Annotated in this window: 21 protein-coding genes; all 21 read left to right on the plus strand. The window is 66.7% G+C overall.

What is annotated here, in order from left to right; genetic code table 11:
* The first annotated feature begins 240 nt into the window (after positions 1-240).
* Positions 241-675, plus strand: a complete 435-nt coding sequence (gene rplK / locus C9F11_RS24645) for a 50S ribosomal protein L11 (protein ID WP_016645192.1) — start codon at positions 241-243, stop codon at positions 673-675.
* An 80-nt stretch (positions 676-755) separates the two neighbouring features.
* Positions 756-1,478 (plus strand): 50S ribosomal protein L1, encoded by a 723-nt coding sequence (rplA, locus tag C9F11_RS24650; RefSeq protein WP_138961307.1) that lies wholly within the window; start codon positions 756-758, stop codon positions 1,476-1,478.
* 244 nt (positions 1,479-1,722) lie between these two features.
* The gene (locus C9F11_RS24655; protein ID WP_138961308.1) at positions 1,723-2,625 is read left to right on the plus strand and encodes a hypothetical protein; all 903 of its coding nucleotides are present in this window, start codon (positions 1,723-1,725) and stop codon (positions 2,623-2,625) included.
* Positions 2,626-2,750: 125 nt separating this feature from the next.
* Positions 2,751-3,614 (plus strand): DUF6612 family protein, encoded by an 864-nt coding sequence (locus C9F11_RS24660; RefSeq protein ID WP_138961309.1) that lies wholly within the window; start codon positions 2,751-2,753, stop codon positions 3,612-3,614.
* Positions 3,615-3,925: 311 nt separating this feature from the next.
* Positions 3,926-4,453: a 50S ribosomal protein L10 gene (rplJ, locus tag C9F11_RS24665; protein ID WP_030685499.1), complete on the plus strand. Its 528-nt coding sequence runs from the start codon at positions 3,926-3,928 to the stop codon at positions 4,451-4,453.
* A gap of 111 nt (positions 4,454-4,564) precedes the next feature.
* Complete coding sequence (gene rplL / locus C9F11_RS24670) at positions 4,565-4,954, plus strand: 50S ribosomal protein L7/L12 (RefSeq protein WP_030685497.1); 390 nt, start codon at positions 4,565-4,567, stop codon at positions 4,952-4,954.
* A 605-nt stretch (positions 4,955-5,559) separates the two neighbouring features.
* On the plus strand, positions 5,560-9,045 hold the full coding sequence (gene rpoB / locus C9F11_RS24680) for a DNA-directed RNA polymerase subunit beta (protein ID WP_138961310.1): 3,486 nt from the start codon (positions 5,560-5,562) through the stop codon (positions 9,043-9,045).
* 94 nt (positions 9,046-9,139) lie between these two features.
* Positions 9,140-13,039, plus strand: a complete 3,900-nt coding sequence (locus C9F11_RS24685; protein WP_138961311.1) for a DNA-directed RNA polymerase subunit beta' — start codon at positions 9,140-9,142, stop codon at positions 13,037-13,039.
* Positions 13,040-13,159: 120 nt separating this feature from the next.
* Entirely contained in the window at positions 13,160-13,666 is a 507-nt protein-coding gene (locus tag C9F11_RS24690) for a DUF1707 and DUF4190 domain-containing protein (protein ID WP_249401875.1), read from the plus strand.
* A gap of 332 nt (positions 13,667-13,998) precedes the next feature.
* Entirely contained in the window at positions 13,999-14,370 is a 372-nt protein-coding gene (gene rpsL, locus C9F11_RS24695; protein WP_003948652.1) for a 30S ribosomal protein S12, read from the plus strand.
* 2 nt (positions 14,371-14,372) lie between these two features.
* Positions 14,373-14,843, plus strand: a complete 471-nt coding sequence (gene rpsG / locus C9F11_RS24700; RefSeq protein WP_003974303.1) for a 30S ribosomal protein S7 — start codon at positions 14,373-14,375, stop codon at positions 14,841-14,843.
* Between the two features lie 39 nt (positions 14,844-14,882).
* Positions 14,883-17,009, plus strand: coding sequence for an elongation factor G (gene fusA / locus C9F11_RS24705; RefSeq protein ID WP_030685487.1), 2,127 nt, complete (start codon positions 14,883-14,885; stop codon positions 17,007-17,009).
* Between the two features lie 149 nt (positions 17,010-17,158).
* Positions 17,159-18,352, plus strand: coding sequence for an elongation factor Tu (tuf, locus tag C9F11_RS24710; protein ID WP_030685484.1), 1,194 nt, complete (start codon positions 17,159-17,161; stop codon positions 18,350-18,352).
* Positions 18,353-18,864: 512 nt separating this feature from the next.
* The gene (gene rpsJ, locus C9F11_RS24715) at positions 18,865-19,173 is read left to right on the plus strand and encodes a 30S ribosomal protein S10 (RefSeq protein WP_003948644.1); all 309 of its coding nucleotides are present in this window, start codon (positions 18,865-18,867) and stop codon (positions 19,171-19,173) included.
* A gap of 14 nt (positions 19,174-19,187) precedes the next feature.
* Positions 19,188-19,832 (plus strand): 50S ribosomal protein L3, encoded by a 645-nt coding sequence (gene rplC, locus C9F11_RS24720; protein WP_138961312.1) that lies wholly within the window; start codon positions 19,188-19,190, stop codon positions 19,830-19,832.
* 8 nt (positions 19,833-19,840) lie between these two features.
* Positions 19,841-20,491 (plus strand): 50S ribosomal protein L4, encoded by a 651-nt coding sequence (gene rplD / locus C9F11_RS24725; RefSeq protein WP_138961313.1) that lies wholly within the window; start codon positions 19,841-19,843, stop codon positions 20,489-20,491.
* Positions 20,491-20,907, plus strand: a complete 417-nt coding sequence (gene rplW / locus C9F11_RS24730) for a 50S ribosomal protein L23 (RefSeq protein WP_030685476.1) — start codon at positions 20,491-20,493, stop codon at positions 20,905-20,907. Before rplD ends, rplW begins: the two co-directional genes overlap by 1 nt.
* 38 nt (positions 20,908-20,945) lie before the next feature.
* The gene (rplB, locus tag C9F11_RS24735; protein ID WP_138961314.1) at positions 20,946-21,782 is read left to right on the plus strand and encodes a 50S ribosomal protein L2; all 837 of its coding nucleotides are present in this window, start codon (positions 20,946-20,948) and stop codon (positions 21,780-21,782) included.
* Positions 21,783-21,794: 12 nt separating this feature from the next.
* Entirely contained in the window at positions 21,795-22,076 is a 282-nt protein-coding gene (rpsS, locus tag C9F11_RS24740) for a 30S ribosomal protein S19 (protein WP_003948639.1), read from the plus strand.
* Positions 22,077-22,118: 42 nt separating this feature from the next.
* Complete coding sequence (rplV, locus tag C9F11_RS24745) at positions 22,119-22,466, plus strand: 50S ribosomal protein L22 (protein WP_030685471.1); 348 nt, start codon at positions 22,119-22,121, stop codon at positions 22,464-22,466.
* Complete coding sequence (rpsC, locus tag C9F11_RS24750) at positions 22,466-23,305, plus strand: 30S ribosomal protein S3 (protein WP_030567260.1); 840 nt, start codon at positions 22,466-22,468, stop codon at positions 23,303-23,305. Before rplV ends, rpsC begins: the two co-directional genes overlap by 1 nt.
* Position 23,306 lies beyond the last annotated feature (1 nt).

Consider the following 23,306-nt stretch of genomic DNA (forward strand, 5'->3'; position numbering starts at 1 on the left):
GGGCCGCCCTCCCGGCCCTCGTCGAGCGGGGCCGTTGATACGTCCGTGGGCCCGTCACACGGGGGCGGGCCCACGGGCCTGCTCGGGGGCCGGTTTGGGCCCCGGCGCGTTACCCGTTATCGTAGGGCGGTATGCCTCCATCCAAATGATCCAGACGATCGTGTGACGGTCGTCGCGGAACGCCGCTGGATCATGTCGGAGGGGGCTGCTCAACACTCTCACTAGGACCCGGAGAGAGCAATGCCTCCCAAGAAGAAGAAGGTCACGGGGCTTATCAAGCTCCAGATCCAGGCCGGCGCCGCCAACCCGGCCCCGCCTGTCGGCCCCGCGCTGGGCCAGCACGGCGTGAACATCATGGAGTTCTGCAAGGCCTACAACGCCGCGACCGAGTCGCAGCGTGGCTGGGTGATCCCGGTGGAGATCACGGTCTACGAAGACCGCTCCTTCACCTTCATCACCAAGACCCCGCCGGCCGCGAAGATGATCCTCAAGGCCGCGGGCGTGGAGAAGGGCTCCGGCGAGCCGCACAAGACCAAGGTCGCCAAGATCACCGAGGCGCAGGTCCGCGAGATCGCCACCACCAAGATGCCCGACCTCAACGCGAACGACCTGGACGCCGCGTCGAAGATCATCGCCGGCACCGCCCGTTCCATGGGCATCACGGTCGAGGGCTGATCCTCCCCGTTTGACCTTGAGTGGCAGGGCCAGCGCTGGCCCGGACCACGAACTCCAAACCTGAACCTCAGGAGTACGAAGTGAAGCGCAGCAAGACTCTCCGCGCTGCGGACGCCAAGATCGACCGGGAGAAGCTGTACGCCCCGCTCGAGGCCGTCCGTCTCGCCAAGGAGACCTCCTCGACCAAGTTCGACGGCACCGTCGAGGTCGCCTTCCGTCTGGGTGTCGACCCGCGCAAGGCCGACCAGATGGTCCGTGGCACCGTGAACCTCCCGCACGGCACCGGTAAGACCGCCCGGGTCCTGGTCTTCGCGACCGGTGACCGTGCTGCGGCCGCGGAAGCCGCCGGGGCCGACATCGTCGGCGCCGACGAGCTCATCGACGAGGTCTCCAAGGGCCGCCTGGACTTCGACGCCGTCGTCGCCACGCCGGACCTCATGGGCAAGGTCGGCCGCCTCGGCCGCGTGCTCGGTCCGCGTGGTCTGATGCCGAACCCGAAGACCGGCACCGTGACCCCCGATGTCGTCAAGGCTGTCAACGACATCAAGGGCGGCAAGATCGAGTTCCGCGTCGACAAGCACTCGAACCTGCACTTCATCATCGGCAAGGTGTCCTTCGACGACACCAAGCTGGTGGAGAACTACGCCGCGGCCCTGGAGGAGATCCTCCGTCTGAAGCCGTCGGCCGCCAAGGGTCGCTACATCAAGAAGGCCGCCATCACCACCACGATGGGCCCCGGCATTCCGGTCGACTCCAACCGCACCCGCAACCTCCTCGTCGAGGAGGACCCGGCCGCCGTCTGACACTGACGGCAGCCGCGCGTCTGGCGCGTATCCGACGGGTCCCGCAACCATTCGTGGTGCGGGACCCGTCCCGTTGTACGGGTAGACGCTGGGGGAACGGATTTTCCCGTGAACGGGTTTTCCCGTGAACGAGCTTTCTCCGCAAGTGACTTCGCCGTACGTGATGTCGACTACGTACGGAGGACGCCGGGGAGCGGGCCGCGCTAGCGTGCTGGCTCTCCATGGACGCAAGGGGTGGGACGACATGAACGGCACGACAGCGCGCCGCGTGGCGCTGGCGATCGCGGCCGCGACGGCACTGACCGGCATCACCGCCTGTGGCTCGTCGGACGGCTCGGACAGCGACTCCAAGGGCTCCTCCGGAAAGGGCGGGGGCGGCGGCCTCGGCGCCAGTCCGATAGCCGCCCTGCGCACCATCGAGAAGTCCACCGACAAGGCGGACTCGGCCAAGGTGGAGTCCGAGACCACCATGGGCTCCGTGATGTCCATGAAGGCCAGCGGCGTCCTCGGCTGGGAGGACGGCCTCACCGGCAACATGACGATCACGTACACCGGCGGCCAGCTCGCCGAAACCATGCGCCAGACGGGCAGCACCTCGATGGAGGCCCGCTATCTGCCCGACGCGTACTTCGCGAAGATGGGCGACCGCTTCGCCGCGCAGGCCGGCGGCAAGCACTGGGTGAAGTACGCGTACGACGACCTGGAGCGGGTCGGCGGCGGCTCGGGCGCGTACATGAAGGACGCGATGCAGAACAGCACGCCGCACCAGTCGGTGAAGATGCTGCTCGCCTCCGGTGACGTGAAGAAGGTCGGCGAGGAGAAGGTCCGGGGCGTCAACACCACGCACTACTCGGGCACCGTCGACGTCGCCGAGCTCGCGGAGAAGTCCTCCGGCCTCAGCGCCTCCCAGCTCTCCGACATGAAGAAGCAGCTGGAGCAGGCGGGCGTCACCACCGAGACCGTCGACATCTGGGTCAACGACGAGAACCTGCTGGTCAAGAAGGTCGAGAAGGGCCAGATGAAGACCGGCGAGCTGGCCGCCACCGCGTACTACAGCGACTACGGCACCGCGGTCTCCGCCGAGGAGCCGCCCGCGGCCGACACCGCCGACTTCAAGGACCTGATGAACCGTCAGCCCACCACCTGATCTCGGTCCGATAGCGGCCCGATCTCGGTCTGACCTCGGAAGATATCCCCGAGCCCCCGCGCGCGTCCGTCAGGTAACCTCAGCCCACCGCAATAAATGGATCAAATGTTCCTAGGGGTGGGGTAATGATCGTTTCCGTACGTAAGGGTCGCAAGAGGGCGGCGGGGGCCGCCGTGGCGGCCCTGCTGCTCGCCGGTGGTGCGGTGGGCTGCGGCACGGAGAAGAAGTCGGACGGCGCGGGGGACGACCTCTCGCCCGCCGCCGCCGTGAAGAAGGCCGCGAAGAACAGCGAGCGGCTCAAGTCGTTCAGCTTCCGCATGAAGGGCCAGGTGCCCGGCGACGGGCGCGTCAAGGCCGAGGCGTCGATGACGGCGGAGCCGCTCGCCATGCGGATGAAGATGACCTCGCTCGACCAGGGGGGCCAGAAGGCCGAGATCCGGCTCGTCGACGGCGGTCTGTACCTCGGCGGCGGCAAGCCCAGCGCCGGGACGGACGGCAAGAGCTGGATGAAGTTCGACGCCAAGGCCATGGAGAAGCAGGGCGCGGGCAAGCCCGCGGGCTCCTCCATGTCCAGCCAGGCGGAGAAGAACCCGGCCCAGGAAGCCGCCTTCCTGACCGGCTCCAAGGACGTGAAGAAGGTCGGCGAGGAGTCGGTCGACGGTGTCGAGACCACCCGCTACCAGGGCACGGTCACCCTGGCCGACCTGCGCGCGGACCTGAAGGACGAGGACGCGAAGACGCGGGCGAGCCGGACGAAGAACATCGAGAAGTTCGAGTCCATGGGCATCGAGAAGCTCTCGATGGACATGTGGATCGACGGGGACGACCGGGCGAAGCAGTTCCGCACCCAGGGCAAGGGCGACAAGGGCAAGTTCGACATGACGATCACGTTCTTCGACGTGAACAAGCCCGTCACGGTCACGGCGCCGCCGAAGAGCCAGGTCATGGACCTCGCCCAGATGATGAAGGACGCGGGCGCCAAGGGCTGACCCGATTTGCCTGACGCGGCCCCGTTCGCGTAGCCTTCCGGAGAAGCCAAAGACCGCTGGTCGTTGTCGTGTGCTCGTGAGAGTGTGCGGCGGCCGAAGGATCCGCTGAACTGCGGACGACCCGCGCAGGTGACCGAGGAAGTGCTCCTGGACGCGTTCGTGTCCGGTCGAGCTCACGCCCCGTGCGCCTGCGCCGGGGCGTTTCGTTTTGTGCAGAGCCCCTTCCTTGTGCCTGATTCAGGCGGTCCGGCGACACGGCTGATCGAGAAGGGTCAGTCGAGGATCATCACCCCGGAAGGAGGCCGAGGCTCATGGCGACGTCCGACAAGGTCGCAGCCGTCGAGGAGATCACGCAGAAGCTGCGCGACTCCAACGCTGCTGTTGTGACTTCTTACACCGGACTGAGCGTGGCGCAGCTCAAGCAGCTCCGTCGTTCTCTCGGCGACAACGCTCAGTACCGTGTGGTGAAGAACACGCTGACCAAGATCGCGGCCAACGAGGCCGGGATCCAGCTGGACGAGCACCTCAAGGGCTCGACCGCTGTCGCCTTCGTGACCGGTGACCCGGTCGAGGCGGCGAAGGGTCTGCGTGACTTCGCCAAGGAGAACCCCGCTCTTGTCATCAAGGGCGGCGTTCTGGACGGCAAGGCGCTGTCCGCCGACGACATCAAGAAGCTTGCGGACCTCGAGTCCCGCGAGGTTCTGCTCTCCAAGCTGGCCGGTGCCTTCAAGGGCAAGCAGTCTCAGGCTGCCTCTGTCTTCCAGGCGCTGCCGTCGAAGCTCGTCCGCACCGTGGACGCGCTCCGTGCCAAGCAGGACGAGCAGGGCGGTGCCGAGTAACTCGGCTCGCATAATGACCGCCGCCTGACGGCGACGGTCACAGCGGGCCAGACGTACGCCCGCCACACCAGTACATCCGGCACCTGCCGAATTAGTGGAAGGACCGCCATCATGGCGAAGCTCACCCAGGACGAGCTGCTCGAGCAGTTCGAAGGCATGACCCTCATCGAGCTCTCCGAGTTCGTGAAGGCCTTCGAGGAGAAGTTCGACGTCACCGCCGCCGCTGCCGCGCCGGTCGTCGTCGCCGGTGGTGCCGCTGGTGGCGCCGCTGCCGCCGCCGAGGAGGAGAAGGACGAGTTCGACGTCATCCTCACCGGTGCGGGCGACAAGAAGATCCAGGTCATCAAGGTCGTGCGTGAGCTGACCTCCCTGGGTCTGAAGGAGGCCAAGGACCTCGTCGACGGCACCCCGAAGCCGGTCCTCGAGAAGGTCGCCAAGGACGCCGCGGAGAAGGCCGCCGAGGCCCTCAAGGGCGCCGGCGCCTCCGTCGAGGTCAAGTAACACCTCACGGGGTCGTACGCGACTCCTCGAGCCCCGTGGTCCTGTGAGGGACCACACGGCTCCCGCGCTGTAACGCGCACACACTGAAGGGCGATCACCCAGTTGGGTGGTCGCCCTTCGGCATTCCCGTGACGGCTGCCTTGCACTGTCGGCACCGGCGAGTATGGTGATCTTCGTTGTGCCTCCGAGCGGACTCCGAACGTTCCTGAATCGGAGCCTGTCAGGGGAGGGGGGCCTTGACGAACCGCACGCAGCGCGCAATTCTCAGGACGCGTCGTCACAAGGATCCGCATCCGAGGCATGGATCGGCGGCGAAGAGGGCAGTATCGATGTGCGTTGAGGACGTGGCTTGCCGCAGGTGTTGAGAACACAGAGGGTCTTCAGAAACCCGCACTGGACATCAGTGGGCCAGGTGGCTACACTGACCCTTTGCGCTGCCTGTTAGCTGCCTCCTGCCCGTCACCAGGGGCATGCCCATCCGTGAGCATCGTGGGTTGAAACCGCTCTGACCTGGCCTTTTGGCCACTTCGGGACCGTCTCTCCTCCGTGCCAAGGCTGGGACCGGTACGCGCGTAGTGAGTCCGAGCCCTCGGAAGGACCCCCTCTTGGCCGCCTCGCGCACTGCCTCGACCGCGAATACGAACAACGGCGCCAGCACCGCCCCGCTGCGCATCTCCTTTGCAAAGATCAAGGAGCCCCTCGAGGTTCCGAACCTTCTTGCGCTGCAAACCGAGAGCTTCGACTGGCTGCTCGGCAACGACGCGTGGAAGGCTCGTGTCGAGGCGGCTCTGGAGTCCGGACAGGACGTCCCCACCAAGTCCGGTCTGGAGGAGATCTTCGAGGAGATCTCCCCGATCGAGGACTTCTCCGGGTCGATGTCCCTGACGTTCCGGGACCACCGCTTCGAGCCCCCGAAGAACTCCATCGACGAGTGCAAGGAGCGCGACTTCACGTTCGCCGCCCCGCTCTTCGTCACCGCTGAGTTCACCAACAACGAGACCGGCGAGATCAAGTCCCAGACGGTCTTCATGGGCGACTTCCCGCTCATGACGAACAAGGGCACCTTCGTCATCAACGGCACCGAGCGTGTCGTGGTGTCGCAGCTCGTCCGTTCGCCCGGCGTCTACTTCGACTCCTCCATCGACAAGACGTCCGACAAGGACATCTTCTCGGTCAAGATCATCCCGTCCCGGGGTGCCTGGCTGGAGATGGAGATCGACAAGCGCGACATGGTCGGCGTGCGCATCGACCGCAAGCGCAAGCAGTCGATCACCGTGCTGCTCAAGGCCCTCGGCTGGACGACCGAGCAGATCCTCGAGGAGTTCGGCGAGTACGAGTCCATGCGCGCCACCCTGGAGAAGGACCACACCCAGGGCCAGGACGACGCGCTGCTCGACATCTACCGCAAGCTCCGTCCGGGCGAGCCGCCGACCCGCGAGGCCGCGCAGACGCTGCTCGAGAACCTGTACTTCAACCCGAAGCGCTACGACCTCGCGAAGGTCGGCCGCTACAAGGTGAACAAGAAGCTGGGCGCGGACGCCCCGCTCGAGGCCGGCGTCCTCACGGTCGAGGACATCATCGCCTCGATCAAGTACCTGGTGAAGCTGCACGCCGGTGAGACCGAGACCGTGGGCGACAGCGGTGCGTCCATCGTCGTCGAGACCGACGACATCGACCACTTCGGCAACCGCCGCATCCGCAACGTCGGCGAGCTGATCCAGAACCAGGTCCGTACGGGTCTCGCCCGTATGGAGCGCGTCGTGCGCGAGCGCATGACCACTCAGGACGTCGAGGCGATCACGCCGCAGACCCTGATCAACATCCGGCCGGTCGTCGCCTCCATCAAGGAGTTCTTCGGCACCAGCCAGCTGTCGCAGTTCATGGACCAGAACAACCCGCTGTCGGGCATCACCCACAAGCGGCGTCTGAACTCGCTCGGCCCGGGTGGTCTCTCCCGTGAGCGGGCGGGCTTCGAGGTCCGTGACGTGCACCCCTCGCACTACGGCCGCATGTGTCCGATCGAGACGCCCGAAGGCCCGAACATCGGTCTGATCGGTTCGCTCGCCTCGTACGGCCGCATCAACCCGTTCGGCTTCATCGAGACGCCGTACCGCAAGGTCGTCGAGGGTCAGGTCACCGACGACGTCGACTACCTGACCGCTGACGAAGAGGACCGATTCGTCATCGCCCAGGCCAACGCGCCGCTGACCGACGAGCTCCGGTTCGCCGAGGCCCGCGTCCTGGTCCGCCGCCGTGGCGGCGAAGTCGACTACGTCGCGCCGACGGACGTGGACTACATGGACGTCTCGCCGCGCCAGATGGTGTCGGTCGCGACCGCGATGATCCCCTTCCTCGAGCACGACGACGCCAACCGCGCGCTCATGGGCGCGAACATGATGCGCCAGGCCGTGCCGCTGATCACCGCCGAGGCCCCCCTCGTCGGTACGGGCATGGAGTACCGCTGCGCCGTCGACGCCGGTGACGTCATCAAGGCCGAGAAGGCGGGTGTGGTCCAGGAGGTCTCCGCGGACTACATCACCGTCACGAACGACGACGGCACGTACACCACGTACCGCGTCGCGAAGTTCTCCCGCTCGAACCAGGGCACCTCGGTGAACCAGAAGGTCATCGTCGAGGAAGGCGCGCGCGTCATCGAGGGCCAGGTCCTCGCCGACGGTCCCGCCACCCAGGAAGGCGAGATGGCCCTGGGCAAGAACCTGCTCGTGGCCTTCATGCCGTGGGAGGGCCACAACTACGAGGACGCGATCATCCTGTCGCAGCGCCTCGTGCAGGACGACGTCCTCTCCTCGATCCACATCGAGGAGCACGAGGTCGACGCCCGTGACACCAAGCTGGGCCCCGAGGAGATCACCCGGGACATCCCGAACGTCTCCGAGGAGGTCCTCGCCGACCTCGACGAGCGCGGCATCATCCGCATCGGTGCCGAGGTCGTCGCCGGTGACATCCTCGTCGGCAAGGTCACGCCCAAGGGTGAGACCGAGCTGACGCCGGAGGAGCGCCTGCTCCGCGCGATCTTCGGTGAGAAGGCCCGCGAGGTCCGTGACACCTCCCTGAAGGTGCCGCACGGTGAGATCGGCAAGGTCATCGGCGTCCGCGTCTTCGACCGCGAAGAGGGCGACGAGCTCCCGCCGGGCGTGAACCAGCTGGTCCGCGTCTACGTGGCCCAGAAGCGCAAGATCACCGACGGTGACAAGCTCGCCGGCCGGCACGGCAACAAGGGTGTTATCTCGAAGATCCTTCCGATCGAGGACATGCCGTTCCTCGAGGACGGAACTCCGGTCGACATCATCCTCAACCCGCTGGGCGTGCCGTCCCGAATGAACCCGGGACAGGTCCTGGAGATCCACCTCGGCTGGCTCGCCAGCCGCGGCTGGGACGTCTCCGGCCTCGCCGACGAGTGGGCGGAGCGGCTCCAGGTGATCGGCGCCGACTCGGTCGCCCCGGGCACCAACGTCGCCACGCCGGTCTTCGACGGCGCCCGCGAGGACGAGCTGGCCGGTCTGCTCCAGCACACCATCCCGAACCGCGACGGCGAGCGCATGGTGCTCCCGTCCGGCAAGGCGCGCCTGTTCGACGGCCGCTCCGGCGAGCCGTTCCCGGACCCGATCTCGGTCGGGTACATGTACATCCTCAAGCTGCACCACCTGGTCGACGACAAGCTGCACGCCCGCTCGACCGGTCCGTACTCCATGATCACCCAGCAGCCGCTGGGTGGTAAGGCTCAGTTCGGTGGCCAGCGCTTCGGTGAGATGGAGGTGTGGGCGCTGGAGGCTTATGGCGCCGCGTACGCCCTCCAGGAGCTGCTGACGATCAAGTCCGACGACGTCACCGGCCGCGTGAAGGTCTACGAGGCCATCGTCAAGGGCGAGAACATTCCCGAACCCGGCATTCCCGAGTCCTTCAAGGTGCTCATCAAGGAAATGCAGTCCCTGTGCCTCAACGTGGAGGTGCTGTCCTCGGACGGCATGTCCATCGAGATGCGCGACACGGATGAGGACGTCTTCCGCGCCGCGGAGGAGCTCGGTATCGACCTGTCCCGGCGCGAGCCGAGCAGCGTCGAAGAGGTCTGACGGGTCCCCCGCCACCCCTGACACCGGGGTGGCGGGCCCCCGGACCCCGACAGACCATTGATTGAGACACGACCCTGAGAGGGATTGACGCATAGTGCTCGACGTCAACTTCTTCGACGAGCTCCGGATCGGCCTGGCTACCGCGGACGACATCCGTCAGTGGAGCCACGGCGAGGTCAAGAAGCCCGAGACCATCAACTACCGCACCCTCAAGCCCGAAAAGGACGGACTCTTCTGCGAGAAGATCTTCGGTCCGACCCGGGACTGGGAGTGCTACTGCGGTAAGTACAAGCGTGTCCGCTTCAAGGGCATCATCTGCGAGCGCTGCGGCGTCGAGGTCACTCGCGCCAAGGTGCGTCGTGAGCGGATGGGCCACATCGAGCTGGCCGCGCCCGTCACGCACATCTGGTACTTCAAGGGTGTCCCGTCGCGTCTGGGCTACCTGCTCGACCTCGCGCCGAAGGACCTCGAGAAGGTCATCTACTTCGCCGCGTACATGATCACGTTCGTGGACGAGGAGCGCCGCACGCGCGACCTGCCCTCCCTGGAGGCGCACGTCTCCGTGGAGCGTCAGCAGATCGAGAACCGCCGCGACGCCGACCTCGAGGCCCGCGCCAAGAAGCTCGAGACCGACCTGGCCGAGCTCGAGGCCGAGGGCGCCAAGGCCGACGTGCGCCGCAAGGTGCGCGAGGGCGCCGAGCGCGAGATGAAGCAGCTGCGCGACCGCGCGCAGCGCGAGATCGACCGTCTGGACGAGGTCTGGTCGCGCTTCAAGAACCTCAAGGTCCAGGACCTCGAGGGCGACGAGCTGCTCTACCGCGAGCTGCGTGACCGCTTCGGCACGTACTTCGACGGCTCGATGGGTGCCGCGGCGCTGCAGAAGCGCCTGGAGTCCTTCGACCTCGACGAGGAGGCCGAGCGCCTCCGCGAGATCATCCGCACCGGCAAGGGCCAGAAGAAGACCCGTGCGCTGAAGCGGCTGAAGGTCGTGTCTGCCTTCCTGCAGACCTCCAACAGCCCCAAGGGCATGGTCCTCGACTGCGTCCCGGTCATCCCGCCGGACCTGCGTCCGATGGTGCAGCTGGACGGTGGCCGCTTCGCGACCTCCGACCTGAACGACCTGTACCGCCGCGTGATCAACCGCAACAACCGCCTGAAGCGCCTTCTCGACCTCGGTGCGCCCGAGATCATCGTGAACAACGAGAAGCGCATGCTCCAGGAGGCCGTCGACGCGCTGTTCGACAACGGCCGCCGCGGTCGCCCGGTCACCGGTCCCGGCAACCGTCCCCTGAAGTCCCTCAGCGACATGCTGAAGGGCAAGCAGGGTCGCTTCCGCCAGAACCTCCTCGGCAAGCGTGTGGACTACTCCGCGCGTTCCGTGATCGTCGTCGGTCCGCAGCTGAAGCTGCACCAGTGCGGTCTGCCCAAGGCCATGGCCCTGGAGCTCTTCAAGCCGTTCGTGATGAAGCGCCTGGTCGACCTGAACCACGCGCAGAACATCAAGAGCGCCAAGCGGATGGTCGAGCGCGGCCGCACGGTCGTGTACGACGTCCTCGAAGAGGTCATCGCCGAGCACCCGGTTCTGCTGAACCGTGCGCCGACGCTGCACCGCCTCGGCATCCAGGCCTTCGAGCCGCAGCTGGTCGAGGGCAAGGCCATCCAGATCCACCCGCTCGTCTGCACCGCGTTCAACGCGGACTTCGACGGTGACCAGATGGCCGTCCACCTGCCGCTCTCCGCGGAGGCGCAGGCCGAGGCCCGCATCCTGATGCTGTCCTCGAACAACATCCTCAAGCCCGCCGACGGCCGGCCGGTGACGATGCCGACGCAGGACATGGTCCTGGGTCTGTTCTTCCTCACCACCGACGGCGAGCTGCGTGACGTCAAGGGCGAGGGCCGTGCGTTCGGCTCCACCGCCGAGGCGATCATGGCGTTCGACGCCGACGAGCTCGCGCTCCAGTCGTCCGTCGACATCCGCTTCCCGGTGGGCACCATCCCGCCGCGTGGCTGGGTGCCGCCGGTCGCCGAGGAGGGCGAGCAGGAGTACCAGCAGGGCGACAGCTTCCGCCTGCGCACGACCCTGGGCCGCGCGCTCTTCAACGAGCTGCTGCCCGAGGACTACCCGTTCGTCGACTACTCGGTCGGCAAGAAGGAGCTCTCCGAGATCGTCAACGATCTCGCCGAGCGCTACCCCAAGGTCATCGTGGCGGCGACGCTCGACAACCTGAAGGCGGCCGGCTTCTACTGGGCGACCCGTTCCGGCGTCACCGTGGCCATCTCCGACGTCGTCGTGCCTGAGGCGAAGAAGGAGATCGTCGCGGGCTACGAGGCCCAGGACGAGAAGGTCCAGAAGCAGTACGAGCGCGGTCTGATCACCAAGGAAGAGCGCACGCAGGAGCTCATCGCGATCTGGACCAAGGCGACCAACGAGGTCGCCGAGGCGATGAACGCGAACTTCCCCAAGACCAACCCCATCTTCATGATGGTTGACTCGGGTGCCCGAGGAAACATGATGCAGATGCGGCAGATCGCCGGTATGCGTGGTCTGGTGTCGAACGCGAAGAACGAGACCATCCCGCGTCCCATCAAGGCCTCGTTCCGCGAGGGCCTCTCCGTGCTCGAGTACTTCATCTCGACCCACGGTGCCCGTAAGGGTCTGGCGGACACCGCTCTGCGTACCGCCGACTCCGGTTACCTCACCCGTCGTCTGGTCGACGTCTCCCAGGACGTCATCATTCGCGAGGAGGACTGCGGCACCGAGCGCGGCCTGAAGCTGAAGATCGCGGTCCGTGGCGAGGACGGCGTGCTCCGCAAGACGGAGAACGTCGAGACGTCCGTGTACGCCCGCATGCTGGCCGAGGACGTCGTCATCGACGGCAAGGTCATCGCGCCGGCCAACGTCGACCTCGGTGACGTCCTGATCGACGCCCTGGTCGCCAACGGCGTCGAGGAGGTCAAGACCCGCTCGGTCCTGACCTGTGAGTCCGCGGTCGGCACCTGTGCCTTCTGCTACGGCCGCTCGCTGGCCACCGGCAAGCTGGTCGACATCGGTGAGGCGGTCGGCATCATCGCCGCCCAGTCCATCGGTGAGCCCGGTACCCAGCTGACGATGCGTACCTTCCACACCGGTGGTGTGGCCGGTGACGACATCACCCAGGGTCTGCCCCGTGTCGTCGAGCTCTTCGAGGCCCGTACGCCGAAGGGTGTCGCCCCGATCTCCGAGGCCGCGGGCCGCGTCCGCATCGAGGAGACCGAGAAGACCAAGAAGCTCGTCGTCACCCCGGACGACGGCAGCGACGAGACGGCGTTCCCGATCTCGAAGCGTGCCCGTCTGCTCGTGGGCGAGGGCGACCACGTCGAGGTGGGCCAGAAGCTCACCGTGGGTGCCACCAACCCGCACGACGTGCTGCGCATCCTCGGCCAGCGCGCGGTCCAGGTCCACCTGGTCGGCGAGGTCCAGAAGGTCTACAACTCGCAGGGCGTGTCGATCCACGACAAGCACATCGAGATCATCATCCGGCAGATGCTGCGCCGCGTGACGATCATCGAGTCCGGCGACGCGGAGCTGCTGCCGGGCGAGCTCGTCGAGCGCTCGAAGTTCGAGACCGAGAACCGTCGTGTGGTCACCGAGGGCGGTCACCCCGCCTCCGGCCGTCCGCAGCTGATGGGTATCACCAAGGCCTCGCTGGCGACGGAGTCCTGGCTGTCGGCCGCCTCCTTCCAGGAGACGACCCGAGTCCTGACGGATGCGGCGATCAACGCCAAGTCCGACAGCCTCATCGGCCTCAAGGAGAACGTCATCATCGGTAAGCTCATCCCGGCCGGTACGGGTCTGTCCCGCTACCGCAACATCCGGGTCGAGCCGACCGAGGAGGCCAAGGCCGCGATGTACTCGGCCGTCGGCTACGACGACATCGACTACTCGCCGTTCGGCACGGGCTCCGGCCAGGCCGTTCCGCTGGAGGACTACGACTACGGGCCCTACAACCAGTAGTCCTCGCCTCCAGAGCGAGACAACACCGCAGGGCGGTCACCCGACGAGAGCCGGGTGGCCGCCCTGCGGCGCTTTGCCGCATGATGGAAGGCACACATCGTGTGGGGGAGCGTGCGTATCGTGACCAGTCCGTGGGGGCAGCCGGCGCCGTGGCCGGGGCAGCAGGGGCAGCCGTCGATGCTGGCGGGCCACTCCGACCGGGAGCGCGCGGTCGACGTGCTGCGCGCGGGCTTCGCGGAGGGCCGCCTCCAGCAGGACGAGTACGAGCGCCGCGTCGAGCGGGCCTACCAGGCGCGTACGGTGGGGGAGCTCGGCCTCCTGGTCGCCGACCTGCCGCAGGGCCCCTCGGGCTTCCCCCAGGCCCCGCCCGCGGTGCCGCACACCTTCATGGCGGCGCCGCCCACGAACGGCAAGGCCACCGCGGCCCTGGTGTGCGGGATCGCGACGTTCTTCACGTTCGGCGCCTCGGCGCTGCCCGCGGTCGTTCTCGGCCACATCGCCCGCTCCGAGATCCGCCGCAGCCACGAGAGCGGCGACGGCCAGGCGGTGGCGGGCCTGGCCCTGGGCTGGCTGTGGATCGCCGGGTGGTCCCTGCTCCTGCTCCTGGTCGTAGCGGCGGCGAAGTGAGCCCACGCGCGCCCATGCAGCCCGTCCGGCGCTTGAGGGCGAGGCCGAAGGCCGATGACCGGCTCACGGCGCCCGAGGCGCCCGGCGTGTCCGGGGTCCGGGGTATTTGTTTTGACCGCAGCCAATGAGGTAGGTACGCTCAGACCTTGTGCCTGGGGTGTGCCTGGGCTCGCGCGCGTGTCTTCAACCGCATCGTGAGTCTGATCCGGCCACCGCAATCTGCGCCCTTCTCGCTTTTAGCGGGGGTCTGCAGCATTCGACACACCCGACCGCGTGGGTCGGCAACGTTCCAGGTTAGCTTTACTATTCGGCACACAGAAACCGGAGAAGTAGTGCCTACGATCCAGCAGCTGGTCCGGAAGGGCCGGCAGGACAAGGTCGAGAAGAACAAGACGCCCGCACTCGAGGGTTCGCCCCAGCGCCGTGGCGTCTGCACGCGTGTGTTCACGACCACCCCGAAGAAGCCGAACTCGGCGCTCCGGAAGGTCGCGCGTGTGCGTCTGACCTCCGGTATCGAGGTCACGGCCTACATCCCGGGTGAGGGACACAACCTGCAGGAGCACTCCATCGTGCTCGTGCGCGGCGGCCGTGTGAAGGACCTGCCGGGTGTTCGCTACAAGATCATCCGCGGTTCCCTCGACACCCAGGGTGTCAAGAACCGCAAGCAGGCCCGCAGCCGCTACGGCGCCAAGAAGGAGAAGTAAGAATGCCTCGTAAGGGCCCCGCCCCGAAGCGCCCGGTCATCATCGACCCGGTGTACGGCTCTCCTCTGGTGACCTCCCTCATCAACAAGGTGCTGCTGAACGGCAAGCGCTCCACCGCCGAGCGCATCGTCTACGGCGCCATGGAGGGTCTGCGTGAGAAGACCGGCAACGACCCGGTCATCACGCTGAAGCGCGCGCTGGAGAACATCAAGCCGACCCTCGAGGTCAAGTCCCGCCGCGTCGGTGGTGCGACCTACCAGGTGCCGATCGAGGTCAAGCCCGGTCGCGCCAACACGCTGGCCCTGCGCTGGCTGGTGGGTTACTCCCGCGCCCGTCGCGAGAAGACCATGACCGAGCGTCTGCTCAACGAGCTCCTCGACGCCTCCAACGGCCTGGGTGCCGCTGTGAAGAAGCGTGAGGACACCCACAAGATGGCCGAGTCCAACAAGGCCTTCGCGCACTACCGCTGGTAGTCGCTACCCCCATCGAGACCGAGAGAAGACTGAGCCGATATGGCTACCACTTCACTTGACCTGGCCAAGGTGCGCAACATCGGCATCATGGCTCACATCGACGCGGGCAAGACGACGACCACCGAGCGGATCCTGTTCTACACCGGTGTCTCGTACAAGATCGGTGAGGTCCACGACGGTGCCGCCACGATGGACTGGATGGAGCAGGAGCAGGAGCGTGGCATCACGATCACCTCTGCTGCCACCACCTGTCACTGGCCGCTGAACGACGTCGACCACACGATCAACATCATCGACACCCCCGGGCACGTCGACTTCACCGTCGAGGTGGAGCGCTCCCTGCGCGTGCTCGACGGTGCCGTGACGGTGTTCGACGGCGTCGCCGGTGTCGAGCCCCAGTCCGAGACCGTGTGGCGTCAGGCGGACCGCTACGGCGTCCCGCGTATCTGCTTCGTCAACAAGCTCGACCGTACGGGTGCCGAGTTCCACCGCTGCGTCGACATGATCGTCGACCGCCTCGGTGCGACCCCGATCGTCATGCAGCTGCCCATCGGCGCGGAGGCTGACTTCAAGGGCGTCGTCGACCTCGTCACGATGAAGGCCTTCGTCTGGTCCGCCGAGACCAAGATGGGCGAGGCCTACGACATCGTCGACATCCCGGCCACGCACACCGAGGCCGCCGACGAGTGGCGCGGCAAGCTCCTCGAGGCCGTCGCCGAGAACGACGAGCAGATGATGGAGCTGTACCTCGAGGGCCAGGAGCCCACCGAGGAGCAGCTGTACGCGGCGATCCGTCGCATCACCATCGCCTCGGGCAAGGGCGGCGACACCACCGTCACCCCCGTGTTCTGCGGCACCGCGTTCAAGAACAAGGGCGTCCAGCCCCTGCTCGACGCGGTCGTGCGCTACCTCCCCTCCCCCCTGGACGTCGAGGCCATCGAGGGCCACGGCACCAAGGACCCGGAGGAGATCGTCAAGCGCAAGCCGTCCGACGACGAGCCGCTCGCGGCCCTCGCGTTCAAGATCGCGAGCGACCCGCACCTCGGCAAGCTCACCTTCGTCCGGATCTACTCCGGTCGCCTTGACTCCGGCACCGCCGTGCTGAACTCCGTCAAGGGCAAGAAGGAGCGCATCGGCAAGATCTACCGCATGCACGCGAACAAGCGTGAGGAGATCGAGTCGGTGGGCGCCGGTGACATCGTCGCCGTCATGGGTCTGAAGCAGACCACCACGGGCGAGACGCTCTGTGACGACAAGGCCCCGGTCATCCTGGAGTCCATGGACTTCCCGGCGCCGGTCATCCAGGTCGCCATCGAGCCGAAGTCCAAGGGTGACCAGGAGAAGCTGGGTGTCGCCATCCAGCGCCTCTCGGAGGAGGACCCCTCCTTCCAGGTCCACTCGGACGAGGAGACCGGCCAGACCATCATCGGTGGTATGGGCGAGCTTCACCTCGAGGTGCTCGTCGACCGCATGAAGCGCGAGTTCCGCGTCGAGGCGAACGTCGGCAAGCCGCAGGTCGCGTACCGCGAGACGATCCGTCGGGCCGTCGAGCGCGTGGACTACACCCACAAGAAGCAGACCGGTGGTACCGGTCAGTTCGCCAAGGTGCAGATCGCGATCGAGCCCATCGTCGACGGCGATGCCTCGTACGAGTTCGTGAACAAGGTCACCGGTGGCCGCATCCCGCGGGAGTACATCCCGTCGGTGGACGCGGGTGCGCAGGAGGCCATGCAGTTCGGCATCCTGGCGGGCTACGAGATGACGGGCGTCCGCGTCACGCTGCTCGACGGTGCCTACCACGAGGTCGACTCCTCCGAGCTCGCCTTCAAGATCGCCGGTTCGCAGGCCTTCAAGGAGGCCGCGCGGCAGGCCAAGCCCGTGCTGCTCGAGCCGATGATGGCCGTCGAGGTCACCACGCCCGAGGACTACATGGGCGACGTCATCGGCGACATCAACTCCCGCCGTGGCCAGATCCAGGCCATGGAGGAGCGCAGTGGCGCCCGGGTCGTCAAGGGCCTGGTTCCGCTGTCGGAGATGTTCGGCTACGTCGGAGACCTCCGCAGCAAGACGTCGGGTCGCGCAAGCTACTCGATGCAGTTCGACTCCTACGCCGAGGTTCCGCGGAACGTCGCCGAGGAGATCATCGCGAAGGCCAAGGGCGAGTAGCTCACCCGAGCACACGCTTTAGGCTTGACACCGTCGGCCGGGGCAAACCCCGCGATCCGTGAGGAATGCCCCGGCGGTCGGCACCCCAGCAAAGATCACCTGGCGCCGATGAAGTAAGGCGTACAGAACCACTCCACAGGAGGACCCCAGTGGCGAAGGCGAAGTTCGAGCGGACTAAGCCGCACGTCAACATCGGCACCATCGGTCACATTGACCACGGTAAGACGACCCTCACGGCCGCCATTACCAAGGTGCTGCACGACGCGTACCCCGACCTGAACGAGGCCTCGGCCTTCGACCAGATCGACAAGGCTCCCGAAGAGCGTCAGCGCGGTATCACCATCTCCATCGCGCACGTCGAGTACCAGACGGAGACGCGTCACTACGCCCACGTCGACTGCCCCGGTCACGCGGACTACATCAAGAACATGATCACGGGTGCCGCGCAGATGGACGGCGCCATCCTCGTGGTCGCCGCCACCGACGGCCCGATGCCGCAGACCAAGGAGCACGTGCTCCTGGCCCGCCAGGTCGGCGTTCCGTACATCGTCGTCGCCCTGAACAAGGCCGACATGGTGGACGACGAGGAGATCCTGGAGCTCGTCGAGCTCGAGGTCCGTGAGCTCCTCTCCGAGTACGAGTTCCCGGGCGACGACGTCCCGGTCGTCAAGGTCTCGGCGCTCAAGGCGCTCGAGGGCGACGCCGAGTGGGGCAAGTCCGTCCTCGACCTGATGAAGGCCGTCGACGAGGCCATCCCGCAGCCCGAGCGTGACGTCGACAAGCCGTTCCTGATGCCGATCGAGGACGTCTTCACGATCACCGGTCGTGGCACCGTCGTCACCGGTCGCATCGAGCGTGGTGTCCTCAAGGTCAACGAGACCGTCGACATCATCGGCATCAAGACCGAGAAGACCACCACCACGGTCACCGGCATCGAGATGTTCCGCAAGCTGCTCGACGAGGGCCAGGCCGGTGAGAACGTCGGTCTGCTGCTCCGCGGCATCAAGCGCGAGGACGTCGAGCGCGGCCAGGTCATCATCAAGCCGGGCTCGGTCACCCCGCACACCGAGTTCGAGGCGCAGGCGTACATCCTGTCGAAGGACGAGGGTGGCCGTCACACCCCGTTCTTCAACAACTACCGCCCGCAGTTCTACTTCCGTACGACGGACGTGACCGGCGTCGTGACCCTCCCCGAGGGCACCGAGATGGTCATGCCGGGTGACAACACCGAGATGAAGGTGGAGCTCATCCAGCCCGTCGCCATGGAGGAGGGCCTGAAGTTCGCCATCCGTGAGGGTGGCCGGACCGTCGGCGCCGGCCAGGTCGTCAAGATCACCAAGTAAGTACTCCTTGCTTGTTGATCGGGGAGACCCGGTCGCTCTGAACTGAGCGCAGCGAGAGGCCCCACCTGCCGTTACGGCGGGTGGGGCCTCTTGTCGTGTCCGGGGGCGCCGGGCACGGCCGTGCCGCTTGACAATCGGCTCGATTGGCCTTCGTCGTCCCAGGTGTGGCACACTGTTCAGGTTGCTCGGTTGAGTGCCGATGCTGTGCGCCTCCCGCCGGGAGGACTGAAAGCGAGTCCCACAGTACTCGTCGCCCCATCTGCCGTAAGGCAGCGCTGTGGCGGACGTACGGGAATCTTTCGGGAAGTGCGGTGCGGTGGCTCGGCCAGGCGCCCGGTGGGTTTCTTCCCCCGGACCCGCGGTCATGCAGGGCCGCAGCCCCTAGCAGGGAAATCCTTCGGGAGATCTGTGTGAGCGGGACTGCGACACGCCCGACCGCGTGGGTCGGAGGAAGTAGAAAAACGGGCCTTCCGGGGGCCAGAGCGTTCGAGACAAAGGACTACTAAGTAGCCATGGCGGGACAGAAGATCCGCATCCGGCTCAAGGCCTACGACCACGAGGTCATCGACTCCTCGGCGAAGAAGATCGTCGAGACGGTGACGCGTACTGGTGCGTCGGTCGCGGGCCCGGTGCCGCTGCCCACTGAGAAGAACGTGTACTGCGTCATCAAGTCGCCGCACAAGTACAAGGACTCGCGCGAGCACTTCGAGATGCGCACGCACAAGCGCCTGATCGACATCCTCGACCCGACGCCCAAGACCGTTGACTCGCTGATGCGCCTGGACCTTCCGGCCGGCGTTGACATCGAGATCAAGCTCTGAGAGGCACGGAAGAGATGACCAAGCAGATCAAGGGCATCCTGGGCGAGAAGCTCGGCATGACCCAGGTCTGGGACGAGAACAACCGTGTCGTCCCCGTGACCGTGGTCAAGGCCGGGCCCTGCGTTGTTACCCAGGTCCGTACGAATGACAGCGACGGCTACGAGTCGGTCCAGATCGCCTTCGGCGAGATCGACCCGCGCAAGGTGAACAAGCCCCTCAAGGGCCACTTCGCCAAGGCCGACGTGACCCCCCGACGCCACCTCGTCGAGATCCGTACCTCGGACGCGTCCGAGTACACCCTCGGCCAGGAGCTCACCGCCGAGACCTTCGAGTCGGGCGTCAAGGTCGACGTGACCGGCAAGAGCAAGGGCAAGGGCTTCGCCGGTGTCATGAAGCGCCACAACTTCGGTGGCCTCGGCTCCAGCCACGGCACCCAGCGCAAGCACCGCTCGCCCGGCTCCATCGGTGGCTGCGCCACCCCGGGCCGCGTGTTCAAGGGCCTCCGCATGGCGGGCCGCATGGGCAACGAGCGGGTCACCACCCAGAACCTGACCGTCCACGCCGTTGACGCGGAGAAGGGTCTGCTGCTCATCAAGGGCGCGGTTCCCGGTCCGAACGGCGGCCTCGTCCTGGTCCGCACCGCGGCCAAGGGGGCCTGAGGTAACCGATGAGCACTGTTGAGATCCTTTCGCCGGCAGGCGACAAGGCCGGTACCGTCGAGCTCCCCGCGGAGATCTTCGACGCGAAGGTCAGCATCCCGCTGATCCACCAGGTCGTTGTCGCGCAGCTGGCCGCTGCCCGCCAGGGCACGCACAAGACCAAGACGCGCGGCGAGGTCCGTGGTGGCGGCAAGAAGCCGTACCGCCAGAAGGGCACCGGCCGCGCCCGCCAGGGTTCGACCCGCGCGCCGCAGTTCGCCGGTGGTGGCGTCGTGCACGGTCCCGTGCCGCGTGACTACTCGCAGCGGACCCCGAAGAAGATGAAGGCCGCCGCCCTGCGCGGTGCCCTCACCGACCGGGCCCGCAACAGCCGCATCCACGTCGTCTCCGACGTGGTCGAGGGCGACATCTCCACGAAGGCCGTCAAGGCTCTCCTCGGCAAGATCAGCGAGCGCAAGAACGTGCTCCTGGTCGTCGAGCGCGAGAACGAGAAGGCCGTGCTGTCCGCCCGCAACCTGCCCCAGGTCCACATCCTGGAGCCGGGCCAGCTGAACACGTACGACGTTCTCGTCTCGGACGACGTGGTCTTCACCCAGGCCGCGTTCGAGTCCTTCGTGTCTGGCCCCAAGGCCGCTGACACCGAAGGGAGCGAGGCCTGATGGCTATCCGTCACCCCGCTATCGCCTCGAAGGCCGCCAAGGCCGCCAAGGCCGCGCGCGTCGCCAAGGCGAAGCGCCACGCCACCGAGGGCAAGAACACCGTCGAGACGCCGCTGAGCAAGAGCTTCACGGACCCCCGTGACGTGCTCCTCAAGCCGGTCGTCTCGGAGAAGAGCTACGCGCTGCTCGACGAGGGCAAGTACACCTTCGTCGTCGCGCCGGGCGCCAACAAGACCCAGATCAAGCAGGCCGTCGAGGCGGTCTTCTCGGTCAAGGTCACCGGTGTCAACACGCTCAACCGCCAGGGCAAGCGCAAGCGCACCCGCACCGGTTTCGGCAAGCGTGCCGACTCCAAGCGCGCGATCGTGACCCTCGCTGAGGGCGACCGTATCGACATCTTCGGCCAGGCCTCCTAACGGAGACCCTGGTCCGAATATCGGACGAGGACTGAGAAATGGGAATCCGCAAGTACAAGCCGACGACGCCGGGCCGCCGTGGCTCCTCCGTCGCCGACTTCGTCGAGGTCACGCGGTCCACGCCGGAGAAGTCGCTGGTCCGCCCCCTGCACAGCAAGGGCGGCCGTAACAACGCCGGTCGTGTGACCGTTCGCCACCAGGGTGGCGGACACAAGCGCGCCTACCGTGTGATCGACTTCCGTCGTCACGACAAGGACGGCGTGCCGGCGAAGGTCGCGCACATCGAGTACGACCCGAACCGCACCGCGCGCATCGCCCTGCTGCACTACGCAGACGGCGAGAAGCGCTACATCATCGCTCCGCGCAACCTGGCGCAGGGTGACCGGGTGGAGAACGGCCCTGGCGCCGACATCAAGCCCGGCAACAACCTTGCCCTGCGCAACATCCCGGTCGGTACCACGATCCACGCGATCGAGCTCCGTCCGGGCGGCGGCGCCAAGTTCGCCCGCTCCGCGGGTGCCTCGGTGCAGCTGCTCGCGAAGGAGGGCTCGATGGCCCACCTGCGCATGCCGTCGGGCGAGATCCGTCTGGTCGACGTCCGCTGCCGCGCCACCATCGGTGAGGTCGGCAACGCCGAGCAGTCGAACATCAACTGGGGCAAGGCCGGCCGCAAGCGCTGGCTGGGCGTCCGTCCCACCGTTCGCGGTGTCGTGATGAACCCGGTTGACCACCCGCACGGTGGTGGTGAGGGCAAGACCTCCGGTGGTCGTCACCCGGTCTCGCCCTGGGGCAAGAAGGAAGGCCGTACTCGTTCGCCCAAGAAGGCGTCGAACAAGTACATCGTCCGCCGCCGCAAGACGAACAAGAAGCGCTAAGGACGGGTTGAGATGCCTCGTAGCCTGAAGAAGGGGCCCTTCGTCGACGACCACCTGATCAAGAAGGTGGATGTCCAGAACGAAGCCGGCACCAAGAACGTCATCAAGACCTGGTCCCGCCGCTCGATGATCGTCCCGGCCATGCTCGGCCACACGATCGCGGTGCACAACGGCAAGACCCACATCCCGGTGTTCGTCACCGAGTCGATGGTCGGCCACAAGCTCGGCGAGTTCTCGCCGACGCGCACCTTCCGGGGTCACGTCAAGGACGACCGGAAGTCGAAGCGCCGCTAAGGCGGGGTGGAATCGACTATGACTAACACCGAAGGGACAACCATGGAAGCCAGGGCCCAGGCGCGGTACATCCGCGTCACGCCCATGAAGGCCCGCCGCGTGGTGGACCTCATCCGTGGCATGGATGCCACGGAGGCTCAGGCGGTCCTGCGTTTCGCCCCGCAGGCCGCCAGCGTGCCGGTCGGCAAGGTGCTGGACAGCGCCATCGCCAACGCCGCGCACAACTACGACCACACGGACGCCTCGTCGCTGTACATCAGCGAGGCGTACGTGGACGAGGGCCCGACCCTGAAGCGGTTCCGTCCGCGTGCCCAGGGCCGTGCCTACCGGATCCGTAAGCGGACCAGCCACATCACCGTGGTCGTCAGCAGCAAGGAAGGAACCCGGTAATGGGCCAGAAGGTAAACCCGCACGGGTTCCGGCTCGGTGTCACGACCGACTTCAAGTCGCGTTGGTACGCCGACAAGCTGTACAAGGACTACGTCAAGGAAGACGTCGCCATCCGTCGGATGATGACGTCCGGCATGGAGCGCGCCGGCATCTCGAAGGTGGAGATCGAGCGCACCCGTGACCGCGTGCGTGTGGACATCCACACCGCTCGTCCCGGCATCGTCATCGGCCGCCGTGGCGCCGAGGCCGACCGCATCCGCGGTGACCTCGAGAAGCTCACGGGCAAGCAGGTCCAGCTGAACATCCTCGAGGTCAAGAACCCCGAGACGGACGCTCAGCTCGTGGCCCAGGCCGTCGCGGAGCAGCTGTCCTCCCGCGTCTCCTTCCGTCGCGCCATGCGCAAGAGCATGCAGTCGGCGATGAAGGCGGGCGCCAAGGGCATCAAGATCCAGTGTGGCGGTCGTCTCGGCGGTGCCGAGATGTCCCGCTCGGAGTTCTACCGCGAGGGCCGTGTGCCCCTGCACACGCTCCGCGCCAACGTGGACTACGGCTTCTTCGAGGCCAAGACGACCTTCGGCCGCATCGGCGTGAAGGTCTGGATCTACAAGGGCGACGTCAAGAACATCGCCGAGGTCCGCGCCGAGAACGCCGCTGCCCGCGCCGGCAACCGCCCGGCCCGTGGTGGCAACGACCGCCCGGCCCGCGGTGGCCGTGGTGGCGAGCGTGGCGGCCGCGGCCGCAAGCCGCAGCAGCAGTCCGCGCCGGCTGCCGAGGCCCCCAAGGCCGAGGCTCCCGCCGCTGCCGCTCCGGCTGCTGAGAGCACCGGAACGGAGGCCTGAC

It is taken from the genome of Streptomyces sp. YIM 121038 (genome assembly GCF_006088715.1).
Classification (GTDB): Bacteria; Actinomycetota; Actinomycetes; order Streptomycetales; family Streptomycetaceae; genus Streptomyces.